This window comes from Vibrio sp. St2 (assembly GCF_947311885.1).
Lineage (GTDB): Bacteria > Pseudomonadota > Gammaproteobacteria > Enterobacterales > Vibrionaceae > Vibrio > Vibrio coralliilyticus.
Genome location: NZ_CAMZNA010000011.1, coordinates 43,623 through 62,749 on the forward strand (window position 1 = coordinate 43,623; position 19,127 = coordinate 62,749).

Genomic DNA, 19,127 nt, shown 5'->3' on the forward strand with positions numbered 1-19,127 from the left:
GGGACTGTTGCTGGGTGTCCCGGTTTAATATCAAGATTACGTTTCTCTCATTCTCATCGAGTCGCGAATATTAAATTGTTATGTTATAACGTTTCATTTGTTGCATTATATTTAACTTAGGACGTCAATTTATGCCGAAAATAAACCAAGTGCTTCTTGTGGCAGGCACTCATGGTAATGAGCTAACAGGCCTTTATCTCCATAAGCTGATCAGAGATGGACATTACCCTGCCGACCGATCAACGTTTGAGGTTAACAATGTAGTAGGTAACCCTGAGGCGGTAGAGCGTCGTGTTCGTTTCGTTGAATATGATTTAAACCGCGAGTTTTCAACAAAGACATTACCTAGAGCTTCAGAGTCAAAGGAGTCTGAACTTGCCACAAAATTTTCAGAACGATATGGAGATGCGCGAAACCAACTGATTATTGATTTACACAACACGACCAGCAACATGGGCGCAACGCTGATCCTGCTGTCAGATGATCCTTTTTACAATCAAATGGGGTCATACGTGAAACTCCGCATGCCCAGTGCCAATATACTATTTGAAGATCGTAAACCATGGCATGAGCAGCCCTACTTATGTTCGGTTGGACAGTATGGTGTGATGTTAGAAGTCGGTGCGCAAGCACACGGTGCTTTGACTTATGAAACATTAGATCTGATGAAAAACTTACTTACCGTAGTGTTAGACTTCATTGAACTACACAACTTAGGTAAAACCGTTCACGGTGCCGAGTATGATGCATATCGTTACTTAGAAGACGTCGCATTTCCTCTGGACAATGATGGGATGCGTATCGCGACGGTTCACCCGACAATTTGCGGGAAAGACTTTGAAGTTGTTAAGCCCGGAGAGCCAATCCTTGCCACGTTCAATGGATATGATGTGCATTGGCAAGGGAGCAATGAAGTGTACCCTCATTTCATCAATGAAAGTGCGTATTGTGCCAGCAATATAGCCATGGCATTGGCCGAAAAAGTACGTGTAAAATTGTAAAGTGGATGTGTAGAGGGTAGGCGGACTGTCTACCCTCTGAGACTTTGTTGATTAGGCTATCACGCAAGCCAGCAGTTGGGCTTCAATCGCATCGTCAAGGTTGTCTGAGATAAACTCTACGCGGCTTTCAAAGCCATCATCCAGAATCACTTCGGTTAATCCGTCTGACGTCATGTTGTAGCCTAAAACGCCCATATCGGTTATGAATACAGCCTTCATACGTTCAACGTTCAGTTCAAGTAGCATTAACGCCAGTTTTCGTCGGCTGAAAACTTTGTCTGGTGAGAAGCGCCAGCCAATGCTTCGAAAACCTTCACCTTCGTTTACTGCTTTGATGATACCACTCTCTGGCATAGGTAGGTCAGCGGCCATAGGTTTTGATTGGCCATGGTGGTGATGGTGACCGCCTTGTTCGTTAGCTAAAGTAGGCCCCTCAAATTCATCAAAAGGAATATTGCCAAATTCGGCGAAAATCACTCGTTTGTCCGAGCCACCCAGCTTTGTCACATAAGCGTCTAACTGCCGTTTCTCATCGCCTTGATATAAATCGACTTTGCTGCCAACTATGGTGTCTGAAATCGCAATCTGCTGGTTGAATGTATCATGAAGCGTGTAACGTTCATCAGACAGCTGCCGTGCATCAACCAGCGTGAGTGTTTTTTGTAAAGACAGTACTTCTTGATAATGTTTAGAAGAGAGCACTTGCAATACTTCTTTAGGGTGCCCGAGGCCAGTCGGTTCAATGAGAAGACGGTCAGGCTTGGCTTCGGTAAGTAGTTGGTTAAGAGCAATTTGCATGGGTAGCCCAGCTGCGCAGCACATGCACCCCCCGGGAACTTCACGAATAAATACTTGCTCTGTTCGATTATGTTGGCCTTGAAACAAGCTTCCATCGACACCTATTTCACCGAACTCGTTAACCAGAATTGCCCAGCGTTCGTCAGCCGGTTTGTGCTGCATTAACTTGAGGATTGCGGAGGTTTTTCCTGCGCCGAGAAAGCCAGTAATGATATTTGTCGGAACCGCCTTGATTGGTTGTTCAGAGCTCATTGGCCATTCTCCTATACCCTTTCACAAGGGTGTGGTTGGCAGAGACAACGGACTCTGAAAATGCTGAATATTCAGGCGGGACTTTAGAAATGCTACTTAAATCAAAGCCTGCGCCAATATTGGTCATTGGTGGTACATGAAATTGCTCAGGCAAATCTAAACCATCAACAACACAGTTATGGCGAATGACACAGCCTTTTCCTATCGTCGCGTTAAAAACGACCGAGTTGAAACCGATAAAAACGTCATCGCAAACTTCACATGGGCCGTGGATGATAGAGCGGTGAGCGATAGAAGAGCGTTCACCAATGGTCACTGCTGCGCCTGCTTTGGAGTGGATCACAACGCCGTCTTGGATATTGGTATCCTGCTTGATGACAATAGGATCCATCTCTCCCTGCGCGTTAACTTCATCAGCTCGTATCACCGCGTAGGGGCCAATAAATACATTGTCTTCAATAATCACTTTGCCACAGATGATGGCGGTTGGGTCAATGAATGCCGTTTCGGAGACGACAGGCATATGCCCGTTTGGGTTTCTTCTTAACATTTTAATATCTCAGTGGATAGGAACTGCTTCTAACGTGTGAACGACAGGGCACTGGCGATTGATGGCTCAAAAGTCACTTGTTTCCCGTCGAATACCTTCTTGCCGTTCACCCAAGTACTTTGGATCTTCGACGAAAAGGTGTGACCTGCGAATGGACTCCAGCTGCAGTGATACAGGCTGTTGTCATGAGTGACGCTGGTGGAATTGTCTCTGTCGACCAGCACCAGATCGGCGTAGTAACCTTCGCGAATAAATCCTCGGTCTTTGATCGCGTATCTGAGTGCTGGATTGTGCGATATTTTCTCGGCCACCTGAGTCAAGCGCAGCCTTCCTTTGTCGACGTGATCGAGTAAGCTCAGTAGGGCATGTTGGACCAATGGCATACCCGCGGGAGCCTGTTCATATGGCACCTGTTTTTCTGACAAGGTATGCGGTGCATGGTCGGTAGCGATGATATCAATCTGATTGGTGTGCAAGGCTTGGATCAAGGCATCTCGGTCGCTGGCGTACTTAATCGCTGGATTGCATTTAATCAGGTTGCCTCGCTCAGCGTAGTCCTGATTGCTGAACCACAAATGATGTACACACGCCTCGGCTGTGATGTGTTTTTGTTGAATGGGCCCTGGTTCAAATAGCGAAAGTTCTTTTTCCGTAGTGATGTGAAGAACGTGCAGCTGCGTGCGGTACTTTTTAGCTAATGAAACGGCGTATGATGAAGACGCAAAGCATGCGGCATCATCACGGAGTACCGGATGGTCTTCAATCGTGAATACCGAACGAGATTGTCGTAATTTTTCGCTGTTTTGGGCGATGATAGGGCTACTCTCACAGTGTGTTACTACCAACGTGGGCGATTCCTCAAAGATTCGCTCTAATGCTTGTGGGTGCTCGACCAACAAGTCTCCTGTTGAGGCTCCCATAAACACTTTTACGCCACAGTGCTTTGTTGGATCCAGCTGTTGTATTTGAGTTAGGTTATCCTCGGTAGCGCCAAGGTAAAACGCGTAGTTGGCGCAGGAGTGCTGGGCTGCAATCGCGTATTTCTGTTCGAGCGCTTTAATGGTGGTCGTGGAAGGATTGACGTTTGGCATCTCCATGTAGCTGGTAATACCGCCGGCTACTGCCGCTCGTGACTCTGAAGCGATGGAGCCCTTGTGTGTAAGGCCAGGTTCACGAAAATGCACCTGATCATCGATCATTCCGGGTAGTAGGTAACCTCCCTTTGCATCTACAATTTCGTCACTCGGGGTGGCGACAATATCTGCCTCTATTCTCTCTATTCTTTGACCGACAATACGCACATCCATTTGACTCACGATACCGTCGCTGACGATGTGTGCATTCTTAATTAGTATTGAGGTCATAACGTTGAACCGACTCCTTTTGGCTGAGTTACTGAGTGTTAATCGGAATTCTGGCTGCATTCACTGCACAGGCAATCGATCTCAAGTTGCGGTGTTAACACCTTAAACCCGACTTGCTTGGCATCTGACTCTAGGTTGGTAATAAGGGATGGGTCTAAAGTTTGTTCCTGAGTCTTGTTACATTGGCGGCAAATCAAGAATTGGGGGACGCCATGTTCGTGCTCATGATGGATATGAGCACAGGCGACATATTTGCTTGAGGCGTTGAGCTTATGTGCCAAGTGCTCTTCTTCCAAAAACTCCAAGATTCGGTAAGCAGACATGGCTTGAACCGTTTGGCCAAAGTGAGTTTTTGCGTAGTCAATCAGCTCGTAAACAGACAGCGCTTTATCAGCATGAAGGAGCGCTGTGAGTACTTGCTTACGTTTTGAAGTGAGTCGCTTTCCATTTGCCAGGCAGCGCTTCTCTGCCTGTTCAATCATTGTCTCGATTGTGTCCATAACATTCACCCAAACCGTGTATTTTCTGATGTTCCATTATTATTTCCTTATGTTATAACATAACATTTTAGCTCGCAATAAAGCCTTTCAACATACTTAGCGAACCAGAAAATACGTGTCTGTGGGTTTTATTTGTTTTCCCGCTTTTGGCTATATCTGCGGGACTAAAAAATGCTATTGACCTCAAGCTAGGTTGAGCTTTTATAGTGCCTGGGATTTGAACTTAAAATGGCTAGAAGGTAAAAAAATGTCCAATAAAACAATTACTTTTCATAATCCCTCAGATTTATTCAATCCAACACCGTATGGTTTTTGTCACACAGTAACGGCTCCGTCTGATGGGCAACTCGTTTATATCTCAGGTCAAAGTGGTGGAGAAGGCGTCGAGCACCGCTTGAGTGAAGATTTTCGCCAGCAAGTGCGGAGTGTGTTAACCAACTTAGATATTGCTCTGACTGCCCATGCAATCAGCTTCGGCGATGTTTTAAAAATTACCGTGTTAATCGTCGATCACGATGAAAGCAAACTGAAGGTCTGGAGCGATGAGATGCTCACGCGTTGGCCGTCTGATCGCTTACCTGCCAGTACGTTGATCCCAGTACCTAGGTTGGCGCTTGATGGGATGAAAATAGAGGTGGATGCGGTGGCTTTTAAAGCGATGTAATCGATATTTCCACCGAACTTATCTCAACAACGACAACATACACATCTAGTGAAAAATGATGCACTTTAGGTAATCACGTCATGTTTAAAAACTATTTAACTCTGCTTGCGATCGGGCTCATCTGGGGCTCTCAGTTTGTTTTCCAGAAATATTCTCTAATGGGATTTGACCCAGTATGGATAGGTACATTCCGCGCTATTCTCGGTGCACTAACATTAACTCTGATATGCAAAATGATTGGCATAACCAGTGTGAGCAGGCAATGGGGGCTGTTTGCAATAATTGGCCTTTTGGAGGCGGCAATTCCGTTTGTTTTGGTCCCTTGGGCACAGCAGGAGTTATCAAGCTCGATTACGGCGATATTGATGGGAACATTGCCTTTCTACGCATTATTGCTTGCGCCTGTATTTATTAAAGGCGCGAGAATCAGTATAGGTAGTGCGATTAGCGTTATCGTAGGATTCGGTGGGCTGCTGGTGTTATTTTATCCTGAGCTTGTCACTGAGACAGGGCGTATCGACCTTGTTAGCTCGATGGCGATTGTGTTCTCTGCTATCTCTTTTGCTATTGCGTTGCTGTTACTTAATCGTGTCAAAGGTGAGCACCCACTTATTGTGGCGCGTAATGTTCTATGTATGGCCAGTGTTCAGCTGACTGTGATTGCTTTGATGACGGCACCGATCAATCAGTCGCACCCGAATACGTCATCAGTTATGTCTTTGCTTTATCTAGGTGTGATATGTGCTGGCGTCGTGTATTACCTCTATATGATGAGTATTAAAAATGCGGGCGCAGTTTTCACTTCAATGACCAATTATTTGGTCCCTGCCGTCGGTGTGTTGATTGGTGTTTTTCTTACCGATGAGTCTGTCCAAGGCAATACTTGGCTAGCGTTAGCCATTATTTTGTCAGCCTTGTTTATTAATCAGATGTTCGAAGGCAAACACAGTAAGAACGAGCGATAGTCTCACGTTGTTGCCACGGCTAGTTGAGCCGTGGCATCTAATTTCTGAAAGAAACACTATTGGTTAAGCAGGGAGCTCAATATCTAAGTCTTCGACAGTGTTTTTTGATATGAGAATCAAAAAGCGATGATTATCTCAATATGGGTTTGAGATTAACCCAATAACCCTGTTTGTCACTTAATGCATTGTAATTTAAAGATTTTATAATTGGCATGTTCTCTGCTGTATCGATTGAATGCGCAAGTCGTTACTGAGGAGAATGCCTATGAAGGCGATGAATAAAACTGCTGTCGTGTACTGCGTAGTTGGCTTACTTCCTTTTCTCGTTCCGCTCGTTTTTACCATGCAGTTAAGCAGTATATTCACTTACTACTTCGCGCTGATGAGCGTGTTGCTACTGTTATTTATCATGACGTTTAAAGGCTGGCTGGGTAAGGCGACCAAGCTTCTATTCGTTCTATCGTGCTTGTTCAGCATCGTTTCTTTAGTTCTGACGGGAGGCCTTGTTTCTACGGGGGCGTTCCACTCAATACTGCTGACACATAGCGAAGAAGTTATCGGTTATTTTGAACTCGTTAACTGGTACATCATGGTTCCGGTCTTTCTATCCACCGCGATAGGGCTGTATTGTTTCTGGAAAGCCTACTTGCCTATTCAGGGATGGCGCCGAATGACTTTATTGTTGAGTGTTTTGGTTGTGGCTACCGCCTTACCTGTTTTTAAATGGAACTTTGACCCTGAAGCCAAACAGCAGATAACTGAAGATTACGTCCATACTTTGTACCTTTATCAGGACACGCCCGCATACAATATTTTCAGAGTTGCTGTCTTGGCTTTTTATGAGCGTTATCAGAGCCACTTGAGCTATGGACAAGATTTGCCAGAACATGTATTGCCTGATTTTTCTCTCGCTATTCCCACTAATATCGTCATTGTTATTGGAGAGTCTTCACGAAGAGCATCCTATTCTCTCTACGGAAGTCAGATAAATTCGAGCCCAAAGCTGAAGGCTCGCTATATCGAAGACAGTAACCTTGTCACCGTGGTCGATGGCGTTTTTGCTCCTGCCCCCAATACTCGAGAATCCGTCCCTCGTTCGTTCTCATTTATTTCGGCGAATCAAATGTTGTACCAAGGGTTGCCTTATGTGAACTTAATTGATGTTGCTCGGATGATGGGATACGAAACTACCTGGGTTACCACCCAAGCACTCTACACTCGCTGGGACTCGTTCACCGCTAAAGTAGCGACTTCCTCAGATAATGTTATCCATACTGGTGAGCCAGGACAGCTTTGGCGAGATATTGATGCAGCCAAAGCGGTGGTAAAGCAGCTAAACAAAGATGATGGACATCAGTTTGTTGTACTGCATTTATCTGGCGAGCACGCTGACTACTCAGTGAGAAATGGTGAAGCATTGCCTCAAGCCCACTTTGATGCCATCAAGCAACAACTCACGCTTGTTTCTGATGTGTCACCCATTGAAATCGCTTACTTGAGCTCTGTTCATTTCACAGATTCGATTTTGGATGCACTGATTTCTGGGCTGTTTAAAGATGAACCCAACAGCTTACTGGTTTACTTTTCTGATCATGGTGAAGTTATAGGTAAAGGGCATGGGCTACAACCTATTCGTGTCGAAGACGAGCTTGCGGTGCCTTACCTTGTTTTTGGCTCGCTAGGGAAAAATATGTCTGAGGTGATTAACTGTTACCGGGATAACCAACATCTGCTGTTTAACAGCGCTTACTTTCCTGAAGTCTTGTTATCAACACTCGGTATGAAAATAGAGCCACCAGAGTCAACCAGTGAGTTCACCTATTACTCTGTGCAGGGTGTGACGAAAACCTTACCTAGTGACTTTTCATTTGAGTTTTATTATCCGGGGCAGCAGCAATGCAGATACAACGCTCATTAATTTATCTTTTAATTTTCACATCTGTTCTTATCTTGCTGACGTTCGATAAGCTGAGGCCGATCAGGGTTTTTGCCGTTTATTCCAGCTGTAAAGTCGTCGAGAAAGTAGGGTTGGTTGCAAGCTGTGATCAATTACCCGTTGTCACTATTTTGGAACAAGGTAAGTTAGATGCTGATTCATACGGCGTTGAAGATCCACTAGCGTTATCTTTGTTCTTTGAACGCTATCGTATTCCTGAGCATGTTTATGCTCACCGAACAAACAGTCCTGAGCGGGCAAAAACGTACGCTAAGTATTATCAGGCATTCGAGTTTGATGCGGTTTGGAATGTGGACCAAGAGGCGCTGGATATTTACCACTATCCTGAACATGCATCAATGGCGTTCTACTTCCATCAGCTTGTGGATATTGTACCGATAAGCAGTCGTTTATGGTTAGATCTGAAAAATCTAACGCCTGAAATTAGCCCAACTATTGTAGGCTATCTGAACCGCTACTTTACTCAGAAGAAAGACAGGCAACGTCTAATTGTAGAATCTAAAAACGCGGCTGCACTCGCTGATTTTCATGCATCAGGGTATAAAACATCCTACTACTTGCCGAGCCCAGAGCTCCTTGCGGGGTGTGAGGAACACCGTTCTGTCCAAGAATTGATCGCAAACATTAATCAGTGGAAAACCGATTTTATATCGTTTCCTTACACTCAACAGCAATTTGTAGACTTGTGCGTTTTACCCTATGTAAGAGCGGTTCCGCAGCTCTCATGGGGAGGTTTGCCGTTCGCGATTCCTGAAGGTGCATTAGAGCGATATCAAGGTTATATCGTCGATCACTCATTACACCTAGAGAAGCTCGAATGAGTCTTGTGTGAAACTGGTCGTCGGCTAAGATAGTGTACTTCAGCTGTGGTTCAATCTCATACCTTGAAGAAAGAGATCTTCACTTACATTGACGTTATTTTATACTAGAGACATAAACTTGAAGTTTGTTCATGTTAATAATGAGAAACTATCACTTTTGTCTACGCATTAATGTGATTGAATTGCCTTAAGGGTACTTAGCAGTATAGAAGTCCAAAATGAACAAAGTTACGATACTTGACGGCGGTATGGGTCGCGAATTAAAACGCATCGGAGCGCCATTCTCTCAACCTCTCTGGAGTGCTCAAGCTCTGATTGAATCCCCACATTATGTAAAGCAAGCTCATCAAGGTTTTATTGATGCAGGGGCAGAGGTCATCACAGTGAATAGCTATGCTTGTGTTCCTTTTCATCTAGGGGAAGAACTGTATGCGTCCAGAGGCAAAGAGCTGGCAAAAAGTGCAGCTCAAATTGCTCGTGAAGTGGTGGATTGTTCAGGAAAAAATGTGGTGGTTGCGGGCTCGCTTCCTCCTCCTCTGGGCTCATATCGTCCTGACCTCTTTGAGGAAGCTAAGGCCCATGAAATAAGTTCGTTGTTGTTTCAGGCTCAAGACCAGTATGTAGACGTATGGCTGGCGGAAACTGTATCGAGTTTGGCAGAAGCAAAGGTTGTTTTGGACGTTTTCTCGCAGACGGATAAACCTTATTTTGTTGCCTTCACCTTGATGGATGAAGTGAATCAACCAGCTCGTCTTCGATCTGGTGAGTCGGTGTCATCAGCAGTAGAGCTTTTGTTGAGTAGTGAGGCTAAAGGAATATTCTTTAATTGCTCAATTCCAGAGGTTATTGAGCAAGCGATCAAAGCGGTGAATAACGTGGTTGGCCTACTGGAGCGTGAGCTAGCGATTGGTGTGTTTGCAAACAGTTTTACGCCAATAAATACCAGCCATGAGGCGAATAACACTGTGCAGGCGCTGCGTCATTTTTCTCCTCAGGAATATTTAGAGTTCGTAAAAACATGGCATTCGCTCGGCGCTAGTATTATTGGTGGATGTTGTGGCATAGAACCAAGTCATATTGAAGTGCTATCGGCATGGCGAGATGGAATGGAAGAGTCTTAATTACTCCTCAAGACATACATATTTAATGCTCTGGTTAAAAATCCCTCTTCGAATAGGGATTTTTACTTAATTAGCCAGTTTTGGTCCCGAAATGATCAGAAGAACACCCTACAAAACCGTTGGCGCCATTACATCGACGTATTGGAACTGAGGGAATTTGGCAACGGGGCTACCTTTGGTTATCGCAACGATAGCACCTATAGCCATTGATGCCGAAATTGATGAAGAAATGGCGAGCTGCGAGTCGTATTCCACTTGTTTTGCGTAGTAAGTCTCTGCGCTCTTTACCAAATAGTCGGACATGGCACCGGAGTGAAGCAAGTGCATCAGAATAGCCTGTTTAATCTCGGTGTGATGAGCGACTTGATAGTGCTCCAGCCAACCTGGCGTCGTGTGATCGAGCAATGTCATCCCAGATCCGAAGCCTAAATTGATGGGAAAAATTTCCACTTTCTTATGTTCTTTGCAGATCTGGTGTACGAGAGGGAATTCAGGTGCATCAAAGTCTATGGTATTGATGACAAAGTCATGCTCAGGGATGTGTGTCTTCAAGTCTGACTCGTCCAGAAACTTGTCTATGACATTAATTGACGCTGTTGCATCTATTTTTGTCAGTCGGTCTCCAATTGCTGACGCTTTGTTCTTACCAAGCTCGTGGGAAGTAAAGTTTTGTCGATTAAGGTTGCTTGACTCAATGGTATCGCCGTCGGCAATGGTAATATGCCGGATGCCAGTGCGAAGAGCCAGTTCTGCCACGACCCCACCGATTCCACAGCCTACGATCAAAAGTTTGGTAGAGGCTAGTTGCTGCTGTTCCGTAGGCGAGACGAACAACCAGTTACGTGAGTAGTCCATCACTAGGCTCCTTCGGTAGATTGTTCAGTGACAGCTTCTTTGGTTTGATAGGCTGGTCCAGAGCTAACCATTAAAATCAATCGATAGAGACTGATTTGAATCCAGGTTTTGAATGCAACCCAAGTGTTAAATATGCCAACTTGCAGAATGTCTTCTCCCTTTTCAGTATCAATCCACGTCATAACAAAGCTGTTTACGTTGTGGCGTTTTGCTCTGGGTAGCTGGCGGTAGTCTTTCTCAAACCCCATTTCATCGGTTTCTGAACTGAGAACAAAACGTTTCGAGTCAAAGACAACGGATTCCGGATTGTGGAAGTATTTTTTGACATAACCATTTACCAGCGTTTCTGCAACTCGAGCATAGATTTTAGAAGGTGGTTTGATTTGGTTGGACTCCGCGGTAGGCCATCCTTTTACAGTAAAACGGCTGAAATTTTCTATGATCCTGGGCGTTGCAGATATGTTGGTGGTATAGACTCGTCGATATTTTCTGTAAATGACTTTGGCTAAGCCTGCGGTGGCGAGTGCCAAAAGATTCGTCCCATTGTTTTCTGCGATAACAACGAGTCCTGCGTGAACAACGGTTAACTTACCTTCGCGAATAATGGGGCTCACCAAAAATCCGATAGGCACTTGTTGCTCTTTATACAAGATGCCGACAACCATGCTTTGGAATTTGTTACGTATCGCTTCTACATCATCAGCGGCATCTAACAGTCTGTGATCAACCGGTTTCTTGGCGCGTCCATTGATTGAGAGTAACTCATCGTAAATCTTTAAAAGTGCTTCGTCGCTCAAGTACTTTCCTGGATTAAAGTAATGATGTGTAGTTGTTGGTCCAAAGTGATCTATGTAGGTGTGCGTCATAGCAGCTAGCCTCGTTGTAATCATCATTGCTGTTTTTATGTACGACCTCGGCCTTATAAATAGTGATAATTTACTTTGTATAATTATCATAAATATAAATAAAAACAGGAGTTTAATAAAAATTTTGCATATGCTACTGGTTTTATATTTTGGTGAAAGGCAGTAGATCACAAATGATGAATGCAACCAATGTGATATGGAAAATTGAACGGCTTGAAAAGGTGGCTATACATGAGGAAGTGTGGTGGGAGTTGTTGCGACCTCTCGTTGCATTCTATGCTTCGGTGTTAGCTTAACGAGCAACTTATCGCTTAATAAATCGATGAGTTGCTGGCGTAGCTATCTGTAATTATTTGAAGTTAAGGATTGATGCCTGCTTAACCTTCTGAAGGCAGGTTTCTCTAAAGACTAGTTATGTTGGGTAAGTTTGGTTATTTTTTGAGGCCAGTAGACCGCCTCAATGTTGAGGGGGTGTTAAGGATATTTTAGTGACTCACCTTACCGCGCAAGGATTTAGTTTGTGACTTTATCCCTTTGGCTTTTAGGCGTCTTTCTTTCGAAGCTCTTGTAGGTTTGGTTGCGCGGCGTTTTTTCTGTACGACTTTAGCGGAGCGAATCAGTTCGGCGAGACGATTAAGTGCGTCTTCTTTGTTCTGCTCCTGAGTGCGGTATTGCTGCGCTTTGATGGTGATAACGCCTTCTTTCGAGATGCGTGAATCATTTAAGGCCAGCAAGCGCTCTTTATACACCGCAGGAAGTGTTGAGTGCTTTATATCAAACTGCAGGTGTATCGCAGAAGACACTTTATTCACATTCTGGCCGCCAGCACCTTGAGCGCGAATTGCCGTAAGTTGAATCTCCCATGCCTGAAGCGTGACTGTGTTTGAAATAGTGAGCATTAATGAAGTGGAATTGCGGAGTAATAAGCGAAGTGTAAAGCGAATAGCGGCTAAATACCACGAGCTTTGATAAAACCAAAGCCCGTGAATCTGCGTTTATGCTGAAGTGGCCAGTCGCTGAGTGGTAATACGTTGACGAATCGCGTCGTAAACCCAGTTGAATCCGATGGAGTAAAGGACGAAGAAAATCACCACGCCAATATCCATGACTAATACTGACCAGAATCCGAGTTGCAGTGTCCACATTAGAACTGGGAAAGAGATGATCATCATGCCCAATTCAAATCCGAGTCCATGCAGAATACGCACTTTGGCGGTTCGCTTACTGCGGTCTGCGCCGAACACTTTGTCGTAACCATAGTTGTAAATGTAGTTCCAACCCATCGCTATCAGCGATAGTGCGATTGCAAGCCCCGCCATTTTGCCCGCGCCGTTTCCAGTGATCAGCGTTGCTAGCGTCGCCATTAAAATCAAGGCAACCAGTTCAAATAGCACCATATGTAGAATGCGTTCTTTATGTGACATTGTTTCTCTCTCACTTATGTACTGATTATTTGCTATAAATAATATCGGTATTTATGATTGAATAAAGATAGTAACTATCACGAATGATGATATGTACAACATTGAGCAACTAAGGATGTTTGTTGAAGCCGTTGAGCAGGGCTCCTTTTCCGCTAGTGCGAGAAAGCTGGGCAAAGTGCAGTCAGCGGTGAGTCAGGGGATCAACAATCTAGAGATTGACCTGAATATTCAGCTATTTGATCGTTCGACGCGTAAGCCGACGCTGACCCGTGAAGGGCGTCAATTGTTTAAGCAGGTCAAAGCGATTGTCTTGCAGGTGGAAGAACTGAACGCATCAGTGGAATCGATTGAAAACGGCGATGAAGAAGTCATTCGCCTTGCCGTCGATGATGCGCTCATGGTGCCGAGTTTACCGAAGATACTTCTCCAGTTTGCGGAGGCCTTTCCGGCGACAGAGATTGAACTGATTTCGACCGCCAGTATGGATGTCGTCGAGTCTTTGACTTCACGTCAGGCAGACATTGGCATCATGTTTACTGATTTGGATTTTAGTCAGGACATTCATCCGTGCTTTATTGGGCATTTGCCGTTTAAAGCAATCTGCCATCCAGCTCACCCTCTGGCTGAGCTGGATACGGTCACGATCACTGATGCCATCAAATACCGTCAGTTGTTACCGCGTGGTAACCAAGGCGCCACCTTACAGCAATTTCCCGTGCTGGCGTCCAAAGTGTGGTGGTCAAACAGTTTTAGCTCGATTAAGCACACTATTCTGCACGGCAACTTAGGTTGGTCCTATCTGCCTGCTCACATGGTGGATCCTGCTATTGAGTCAGGCGCCTTGGTTGAGTTACGTGTTTCGATTGATCACAAAACTTGGAGCCCACCTGTGGATGTGGCGACCTTGAAAAGTTCAGGTAAGGGGCCGGCACTCTTATGGTTGGAAGAGCACCTCAAGCAACTGCTTGACTGATTCTTATCACGCTTTGGTTGCCAATAAGGCGCCGAAAGAGACAAGCGCAATGCCGCAGGCTTGTTCTAGCCTTTTCTTCAATTTCAGCAAGCGCGTTTGAAGGGTTGGCGAGGTCAGCAGGACGGCCACTAAACCAAACCACAGCCCGTGGAGCAGAATCATATAGCCACCGTAAAACAGCGCTAGAGTCATTTCTTCGCCGTTGGGAGAAATGACTTGGCTAAAGATACTGACAAAGAACAACATGGTTTTTGGGTTCAATGCGTTACATAGCCAGCCTTGCAATGCATAGCGCCACTGAGCTTGATGGCTTTCCATACCTGCTTGTTGCTCTAGTTCGTGGCTGCTGGATAAAAATCCTTTTATACCTAGATAAATCAGATACGCAGCGCCGAGATATTTCAGGCATTGGAAAAGAAAAAGGTTTTGTGAAATTAAGTAACCAATACCTAGAATAGAGTAGGCGATGTGAACCGTAATCGCGGTACTAATGCCAATGGCTGTCCAAACACCTGCCGCTCTTCCTTGTTGAATACTGTTCCTCAACACTAAGACAAAATCCGCCCCGGGACTAATGACAATAAAGAAGCCGAGCACGGCTAAGCTAACAAATTCCATTGTAAACCTTTGTATATTGTTTATAAGATGCAGCTATTGTAGGAAGCTTTCCTCCTTTCTATAATCGAAACTATTGCCAAATAATTGTGAGATAATTTCACATATGCGCCACCTTAAAGCGTTTCACGCATTCCACATCGCCGCCTCGTCCAACAGTTATACGCAGGCTGCAGAGCAGCTCAATCTGACTCATGGGGCCGTCAGTAAGCAAATCAAGGCATTAGAGCAGTATTTGGATAAGCGCCTGTTTCATAAACAAGGCCGCAATGTGGTGCTAACGGAAGAAGGGCAACTGCTCAAGAGCTATACCGAGCAGGCGTTTGGCGCTTTATCGGCAGGTGTTGCCAAGCTCAACAGCCTCGATGCTCACTCTTTGGAAGTGTCTTGTGAACCCACGCTCACCATGCGCTGGCTGATGCCCAAGCTGGACGAATTCTATTCTCAAACAGGGACGGATGTCCGTTTATCCACGGCAGGCGGCCTAATCAATCTCGTCAATGCGGGGCTGGATGTCGCGATTCGTCGTGATGATTTCCCGATCCCGTCGCACTATCAGATAACTTCTCTGGTGGAAGAGTGGGCGGGGCCAGTGTGCACCAAAGAATACTGGGAGAGCATTCAAGGTGATATACAAAATGCCAAGGTGCTGCATTCTCAAACGCGTTTAACAGCGTGGCAAGAGTGGTTAAATGCTTCGTCTCTCTCAGGAGTCACAACAAAATCCCAGCAAAGCTTTGCTCATTTCTATTTTTGTTTGCAGGCGGCCAGTGACGGGCTTGGGATCGCTATAGGTTCTTACCCACTGGTACACCATGACATTCAGCAAGGGCGGTTAATTGCACCTATGGGGTTTTCTCTCACTGGGCACAATTATGTTGCCATCCAAACCGCCGATCATCATTCGCCACTGAGTACACCATTCGTCAGTTGGCTTAAATCGGAAATGAGTAACTGCTTACCCTGCCACTACGCAGCATAGCCCTTACGTTATTGACCAGACATTAAAGCTCGGCAATAGAGTGAAAGCGGCCCTTGCATCATGTTTTCATCGAGTTGGTCGGTGTTAGGGTTGCAGTTAAGGGCTAAAGCAAACCCGTGCAGGTAGTCCGCCAAAAGATCAATGGCATTACGCTCTTCCGCTTCGCTTAAAGACAATGGCGCGATAATAGATTTGAAACGCTCAATGAAGACCATCGCTGGGCTGACAGATTCCATGCTGAGCAACGTGGTCAATAAGCCTGGATAGCTCTTCAACAACTGGACATAGCTGGTTGCTAACTGCATGAGCTCATGCTGCCAGTTTTCGTTAGTTTTAGGCAGATAGATGTCTTCAATCAAGGAAACCGTGATGGCTTCCAGCAGCGCGTCTTTGTTTTTGAAATAGTAATAGATGGCCATCGCGTCGACATCTAACTCGCTGGCAAGTGCCCGTATGCTGGGAACTTTTCCTTGCTCTTTCATCATTGATTTTGCAACCGAAAGAATGCGTTCCTCACCTAATTGAGCTTTTTCTCCTGCTGGTCTTCCGCGTTTCTTCTTGACAGTCATTTTGTTATCTCGTTATAGTATTTTCATTAATTCTACATTGTAGAATTAATGGTGTCGAGTTCGTTTTACCTATAACTATCGGAGCTGTTTTATGTCTAACATCGTGTTTATTGCTACTAGTCTAGACGGGTATATCGCGGATAAAGAAGGTGGCCTTGATTGGCTGAATTCGGTCCCGAACCCAGACAATCATGACATGGGGTTCTCTGCAATCATGGAACGCGTCGATGCACTCGTGATGGGGCGAAACACATTGGATGTAGTTTTAGGCTTTGGCGGCGAGTGGCCTTATTCGAAACCTGTTTTTGTATTGAGCAATACAATGGACAAGGTGCCTGAAGGTTATGAAAACAAGGTCTTTCTGGCCAAAGGTGAGCTGAAGGATGTATTGAATGAACTGAATGCTCAGGGCTACAAAGATCTCTACATTGATGGTGGAAAAACAGTACAGAGCTTCCTCCAGCAAGACCTGATTGATGAGATGGTCCTAACTACCATTCCAGTATTACTTGGTGGTGGCGCGCCGCTGTTTGGTGACTTAGTGAAGCCATTGAATTTCCAGCTGCATAAGAGTGAAACTCATCTGGGCGCTATTGTTCAAAGTCACTATTTAAGAGCCTGAAAAAGCGCAGATACATCAATGCTTTTAACTAGAAATAATTGATATATATAATATTTTAACAACTACTCTCTTAGTCTTTCATCAGCTAAATATAGTGGTTTTCTATCGCCAGTCACACATCCGAATTTAGCGTTCGATTTAATGTTGTAATTGCTTGTCGAAAAGGGCATTTAGACGTCGATAAATCGGACGTAAAGGATTGAATATGCCACTTTCTTATGAAGATACTCAAAGACTTAGGGAGTTTTACAAAGTTTGCCTCGACAGCCAACATCAGATGTTGGGATATCCAGTTGCGACAGATTACGACTATCAGGACTTATCGTCTTTCTTCCAGTTTTCCATTAACAACGTTGGTGACTGGGCGGAAACGTCGAACTACCCAATGAATACCTTTCAGTTTGAACAAGATGTTGTTGAGTACTTTTGTCAGCTGTTTCATACCAATACAGAAAAAGCTTGGGGCTATGTCACCAATGGTGGCACTGAAGGCAATATGTACGGATGCTACCTAGCACGTGAACGCTTCCCTGACGGTGTAGTGTATTTCTCTAAGGATACTCACTATTCGGTGATGAAGATTGTTCGCTTTCTCAACGTCGAGCACTGTGTTGTAGAGTCTCAGGTGAATGGCGAAATGGATTATGACGCGCTAGAGTCCGCTCTTAAGGAAAATCCGAATAAACCACCAATTATCTTCGCCAATATTGGCACAACCATGTCCGGAGCAATAGATAACTTAGAGCAGATTCAGGCTCGATTGTATAACGCAGGTTTTAGCCGCGATCAGTACTACTTACATGCTGATGCCGCGTTTCACGGCATGATCATTCCTTACGTAGACAACCCGCCCAAGTTTTCATTCAGAGACGGCATTGACTCAATATCTGTGTCTGGCCATAAGATGCTGGGGTCACCGATTCCGTGTGGCATGGTGCTGGCCCTGAAAGAGCACACTGATAAGATTAGCCATCAGATTGAATACATTGCTGCACCAGATAAAACGCTGACGGGCTCGCGTAATGGCTTAACGCCTTTGTTTCTGTGGAAGTTTATTCGAAGCACCAGCGAACAAGAAAAAAGAGAGCGAATTCAAAGCTGTCTTGAACTGGCAGAAGAAACGGTTCAGGTACTTAACAAGCATAATATTCCAGCCTGGCGAAACGCCAATTCAACCATCGTAGTATTCCCTAAGCCTTCTGAAGCCATTTGGAGAAAGCACCATCTTGCCGTTGCAAATGGTATGGCTCACATCATTATCGCAGGTCAGACGGTGAGAAATCGAAGTAAGCTGAATCAGGTTTTGGATGACTTGATGAGTGAGCAAGCTTATACAGAGATGACACTCTCCGAAGAGTAAAAAATGAAAAGGGCCTGAGCGCCCTTTTCTGATAGCGGATAATCTATGAGTGATGCTCGTCGACAACAATATCATGCAACATGATATCTGGTGTGTCTCGGCATTGCTGCGCCAGTTCATCGATATACGCTTCAATTCCGTTGCTTTCAATAATAACGGCGACTTCATCCGCGTTGTAATTCCATGACAAGAGATATTCCATCACGACAGGTTGAGTCTGCATTTCCAGTTCGTTGAACTGCTCACAGGTCATTTTATCGACGGAGAGTATCTCCTGATCCTCGCACTCGGCATAGCTTTTCACGCTGCTGTAGCCAACAACACCGAATACCGCTGCAAGTATGAGAACGGTGAAAGGCTTTTTCACATCTATCTCCTTAGGACTATTTAATTAAGGCAACAGACTAGCGTGTAACAAGATAAAAAAGATAAAGCTAAGATAAACAAAACATCCAATTTTCGTCATATCCTTATGAATTATTTAATTATTCTATTTTTATGACATGCGTTAGTGGATGAATAGAATGCTTTCTCTTTTCGGTATTCGTGGAGCTTTGGTTCCGAACTTCGATGGTAATGAGATGCTAAATTTAACCGCTAAAACCTTGTCTGTTGTCGTTCTTGCCTTTGGTGTGAACGATGTTGGGCTGACCAGTGAACAGGATGAATTACTGAAGCTACCAAAACCTATTTATGGACTGGATATAGAAGATCTTCACATAGAATTGATTCGATCAGAGTCTGCTTTTGTGAGCCATTGGGTAGAACGACAATGAAGTCGATAAGAATTGATAATAAATCCAACAAAATCATCTAATTGTATACTATCTTTAATCTGAATTAACGAAACAATAGGGGCGAGATTTCC

22 protein-coding genes are annotated in these 19,127 nt (G+C 44.8%); 11 read left to right on the plus strand and 11 right to left on the minus strand.

Annotation, left to right across the window (positions count from 1 at the left end; translation table 11 throughout):
- Positions 1–131 precede the first annotated feature (131 nt).
- On the plus strand, positions 132–1,001 hold the full coding sequence (locus QMA41_RS21745; RefSeq protein WP_281630598.1) for an aspartoacylase: 870 nt from the start codon (positions 132–134) through the stop codon (positions 999–1,001).
- Between the two features lie 51 nt (positions 1,002–1,052).
- Here QMA41_RS21745 and QMA41_RS21750 read toward each other — a convergent pair whose 3' ends face one another.
- From QMA41_RS21750 to QMA41_RS21765, 4 genes are read right to left on the minus strand one after another with little or no spacing between them, the layout of a single operon-like run.
- Complete coding sequence (locus QMA41_RS21750) at positions 1,053–2,051, minus strand: GTP-binding protein (RefSeq protein WP_281630599.1); 999 nt, start codon at positions 2,049–2,051, stop codon at positions 1,053–1,055.
- A complete protein-coding gene (locus QMA41_RS21755) occupies positions 2,041–2,601 on the minus strand; it encodes a carbonate dehydratase (protein ID WP_031342569.1) in 561 nt (186 codons plus the stop codon). Before QMA41_RS21755 ends, QMA41_RS21750 begins: the two co-directional genes overlap by 11 nt.
- 29 nt (positions 2,602–2,630) lie before the next feature.
- Positions 2,631–3,965, minus strand: a complete 1,335-nt coding sequence (locus QMA41_RS21760; protein ID WP_281630600.1) for a dihydroorotase — start codon at positions 3,963–3,965, stop codon at positions 2,631–2,633.
- Positions 3,966–4,003: 38 nt separating this feature from the next.
- On the minus strand, positions 4,004–4,465 hold the full coding sequence (locus QMA41_RS21765; RefSeq protein ID WP_281630601.1) for a transcriptional repressor: 462 nt from the start codon (positions 4,463–4,465) through the stop codon (positions 4,004–4,006).
- Between the two features lie 247 nt (positions 4,466–4,712).
- On the opposite strand from QMA41_RS21765, the gene QMA41_RS21770 reads away from it, so the two are divergent.
- The 5 genes from QMA41_RS21770 (at position 4,713) to QMA41_RS21790 (ending at position 9,993) form a co-directional block, all read left to right on the plus strand.
- Entirely contained in the window at positions 4,713–5,129 is a 417-nt protein-coding gene (locus QMA41_RS21770; protein WP_095561694.1) for a RidA family protein, read from the plus strand.
- 80 nt (positions 5,130–5,209) lie between these two features.
- Positions 5,210–6,094 carry a DMT family transporter gene (locus QMA41_RS21775; RefSeq protein WP_281630602.1) on the plus strand — a complete coding sequence of 295 codons (885 nt, stop codon included), beginning with the start codon at positions 5,210–5,212 and terminating at the stop codon, positions 6,092–6,094.
- Between the two features lie 265 nt (positions 6,095–6,359).
- Positions 6,360–8,012, plus strand: coding sequence for a phosphoethanolamine transferase (locus QMA41_RS21780; protein WP_281630603.1), 1,653 nt, complete (start codon positions 6,360–6,362; stop codon positions 8,010–8,012).
- Positions 7,991–8,872 carry a hypothetical protein gene (locus tag QMA41_RS21785; RefSeq protein ID WP_038157422.1) on the plus strand — a complete coding sequence of 294 codons (882 nt, stop codon included), beginning with the start codon at positions 7,991–7,993 and terminating at the stop codon, positions 8,870–8,872. The genes QMA41_RS21780 and QMA41_RS21785 overlap by 22 nt, the downstream gene beginning before the upstream one ends.
- A gap of 218 nt (positions 8,873–9,090) precedes the next feature.
- Positions 9,091–9,993 carry a homocysteine S-methyltransferase family protein gene (locus QMA41_RS21790; protein WP_281630604.1) on the plus strand — a complete coding sequence of 301 codons (903 nt, stop codon included), beginning with the start codon at positions 9,091–9,093 and terminating at the stop codon, positions 9,991–9,993.
- 108 nt (positions 9,994–10,101) lie between these two features.
- On the opposite strand, the gene QMA41_RS21795 is transcribed toward QMA41_RS21790, so the two are convergent.
- The 4 genes from QMA41_RS21795 to QMA41_RS21810 form a co-directional block, all read right to left on the minus strand.
- Entirely contained in the window at positions 10,102–10,848 is a 747-nt protein-coding gene (locus QMA41_RS21795; RefSeq protein WP_019275390.1) for a ThiF family adenylyltransferase, read from the minus strand.
- Positions 10,849–10,850: 2 nt separating this feature from the next.
- On the minus strand, positions 10,851–11,645 hold the full coding sequence (locus QMA41_RS21800) for a hypothetical protein (RefSeq protein WP_043010797.1): 795 nt from the start codon (positions 11,643–11,645) through the stop codon (positions 10,851–10,853).
- A 554-nt stretch (positions 11,646–12,199) separates the two neighbouring features.
- On the minus strand, positions 12,200–12,613 hold the full coding sequence (arfB, locus tag QMA41_RS21805; protein WP_281630605.1) for an alternative ribosome rescue aminoacyl-tRNA hydrolase ArfB: 414 nt from the start codon (positions 12,611–12,613) through the stop codon (positions 12,200–12,202).
- Between the two features lie 96 nt (positions 12,614–12,709).
- Entirely contained in the window at positions 12,710–13,138 is a 429-nt protein-coding gene (locus QMA41_RS21810; protein ID WP_038157432.1) for a PACE efflux transporter, read from the minus strand.
- Between the two features lie 91 nt (positions 13,139–13,229).
- Here QMA41_RS21810 and QMA41_RS21815 point away from each other — a divergent pair, with 91 nt between their 5' ends.
- Positions 13,230–14,111 (plus strand): LysR family transcriptional regulator, encoded by an 882-nt coding sequence (locus QMA41_RS21815; RefSeq protein ID WP_281630606.1) that lies wholly within the window; start codon positions 13,230–13,232, stop codon positions 14,109–14,111.
- Between the two features lie 6 nt (positions 14,112–14,117).
- Here QMA41_RS21815 and QMA41_RS21820 read toward each other — a convergent pair whose 3' ends face one another.
- Positions 14,118–14,729 (minus strand): LysE family translocator, encoded by a 612-nt coding sequence (locus tag QMA41_RS21820; protein ID WP_171750557.1) that lies wholly within the window; start codon positions 14,727–14,729, stop codon positions 14,118–14,120.
- 103 nt (positions 14,730–14,832) lie between these two features.
- Here QMA41_RS21820 and QMA41_RS21825 point away from each other — a divergent pair, with 103 nt between their 5' ends.
- A complete protein-coding gene (locus tag QMA41_RS21825) occupies positions 14,833–15,708 on the plus strand; it encodes a LysR substrate-binding domain-containing protein (RefSeq protein WP_281630608.1) in 876 nt (291 codons plus the stop codon).
- Between the two features lie 8 nt (positions 15,709–15,716).
- Here the strand turns inward: QMA41_RS21825 and QMA41_RS21830 are convergent, their stop codons facing one another.
- Positions 15,717–16,277 carry a TetR/AcrR family transcriptional regulator gene (locus QMA41_RS21830; RefSeq protein WP_281630609.1) on the minus strand — a complete coding sequence of 187 codons (561 nt, stop codon included), beginning with the start codon at positions 16,275–16,277 and terminating at the stop codon, positions 15,717–15,719.
- Between the two features lie 91 nt (positions 16,278–16,368).
- Here QMA41_RS21830 and QMA41_RS21835 point away from each other — a divergent pair, with 91 nt between their 5' ends.
- On the plus strand, positions 16,369–16,899 hold the full coding sequence (locus QMA41_RS21835) for a dihydrofolate reductase family protein (RefSeq protein WP_281630610.1): 531 nt from the start codon (positions 16,369–16,371) through the stop codon (positions 16,897–16,899).
- A 205-nt stretch (positions 16,900–17,104) separates the two neighbouring features.
- On the plus strand, positions 17,105–18,259 hold the full coding sequence (locus QMA41_RS21840; protein ID WP_281630612.1) for a histidine decarboxylase: 1,155 nt from the start codon (positions 17,105–17,107) through the stop codon (positions 18,257–18,259).
- 43 nt (positions 18,260–18,302) lie between these two features.
- Here QMA41_RS21840 and QMA41_RS21845 read toward each other — a convergent pair whose 3' ends face one another.
- Positions 18,303–18,626, minus strand: coding sequence for an HdeA/HdeB family chaperone (locus tag QMA41_RS21845; RefSeq protein ID WP_281630613.1), 324 nt, complete (start codon positions 18,624–18,626; stop codon positions 18,303–18,305).
- A gap of 157 nt (positions 18,627–18,783) precedes the next feature.
- Between QMA41_RS21845 and QMA41_RS21850 the strand changes: the two genes are divergently transcribed.
- Entirely contained in the window at positions 18,784–19,035 is a 252-nt protein-coding gene (locus QMA41_RS21850) for a hypothetical protein (protein WP_006960329.1), read from the plus strand.
- Positions 19,036–19,127 lie beyond the last annotated feature (92 nt).

Bases quoted from the DNA above. Each gene is read 5' to 3' on its own strand.
- QMA41_RS21745 (WP_281630598.1), top strand. From the start codon at position 132: ATGCCGAAAATAAACCAAGTGCTTCTTGTGGCAGGCACTCATGGTAAT.
- QMA41_RS21750 (WP_281630599.1), bottom strand. From the start codon at position 2,051: ATGAGCTCTGAACAACCAATCAAGGCGGTTCCGACAAATATCATTACT.
- QMA41_RS21755 (WP_031342569.1), bottom strand. From the start codon at position 2,601: ATGTTAAGAAGAAACCCAAACGGGCATATGCCTGTCGTCTCCGAAACG.
- QMA41_RS21760 (WP_281630600.1), bottom strand. From the start codon at position 3,965: ATGACCTCAATACTAATTAAGAATGCACACATCGTCAGCGACGGTATC.
- QMA41_RS21765 (WP_281630601.1), bottom strand. From the start codon at position 4,465: ATGGACACAATCGAGACAATGATTGAACAGGCAGAGAAGCGCTGCCTG.
- QMA41_RS21770 (WP_095561694.1), top strand. From the start codon at position 4,713: ATGTCCAATAAAACAATTACTTTTCATAATCCCTCAGATTTATTCAAT.
- QMA41_RS21775 (WP_281630602.1), top strand. From the start codon at position 5,210: ATGTTTAAAAACTATTTAACTCTGCTTGCGATCGGGCTCATCTGGGGC.
- QMA41_RS21780 (WP_281630603.1), top strand. From the start codon at position 6,360: ATGAAGGCGATGAATAAAACTGCTGTCGTGTACTGCGTAGTTGGCTTA.
- QMA41_RS21785 (WP_038157422.1), top strand. From the start codon at position 7,991: ATGCAGATACAACGCTCATTAATTTATCTTTTAATTTTCACATCTGTT.
- QMA41_RS21790 (WP_281630604.1), top strand. From the start codon at position 9,091: ATGAACAAAGTTACGATACTTGACGGCGGTATGGGTCGCGAATTAAAA.
- QMA41_RS21795 (WP_019275390.1), bottom strand. From the start codon at position 10,848: ATGGACTACTCACGTAACTGGTTGTTCGTCTCGCCTACGGAACAGCAG.
- arfB (WP_281630605.1), bottom strand. From the start codon at position 12,613: ATGCTCACTATTTCAAACACAGTCACGCTTCAGGCATGGGAGATTCAA.
- QMA41_RS21810 (WP_038157432.1), bottom strand. From the start codon at position 13,138: ATGTCACATAAAGAACGCATTCTACATATGGTGCTATTTGAACTGGTT.
- QMA41_RS21815 (WP_281630606.1), top strand. From the start codon at position 13,230: ATGTACAACATTGAGCAACTAAGGATGTTTGTTGAAGCCGTTGAGCAG.
- QMA41_RS21820 (WP_171750557.1), bottom strand. From the start codon at position 14,729: ATGGAATTTGTTAGCTTAGCCGTGCTCGGCTTCTTTATTGTCATTAGT.
- QMA41_RS21825 (WP_281630608.1), top strand. From the start codon at position 14,833: ATGCGCCACCTTAAAGCGTTTCACGCATTCCACATCGCCGCCTCGTCC.
- QMA41_RS21830 (WP_281630609.1), bottom strand. From the start codon at position 16,277: ATGACTGTCAAGAAGAAACGCGGAAGACCAGCAGGAGAAAAAGCTCAA.
- QMA41_RS21835 (WP_281630610.1), top strand. From the start codon at position 16,369: ATGTCTAACATCGTGTTTATTGCTACTAGTCTAGACGGGTATATCGCG.
- QMA41_RS21840 (WP_281630612.1), top strand. From the start codon at position 17,105: ATGCCACTTTCTTATGAAGATACTCAAAGACTTAGGGAGTTTTACAAA.
- QMA41_RS21850 (WP_006960329.1), top strand. From the start codon at position 18,784: ATGCTTTCTCTTTTCGGTATTCGTGGAGCTTTGGTTCCGAACTTCGAT.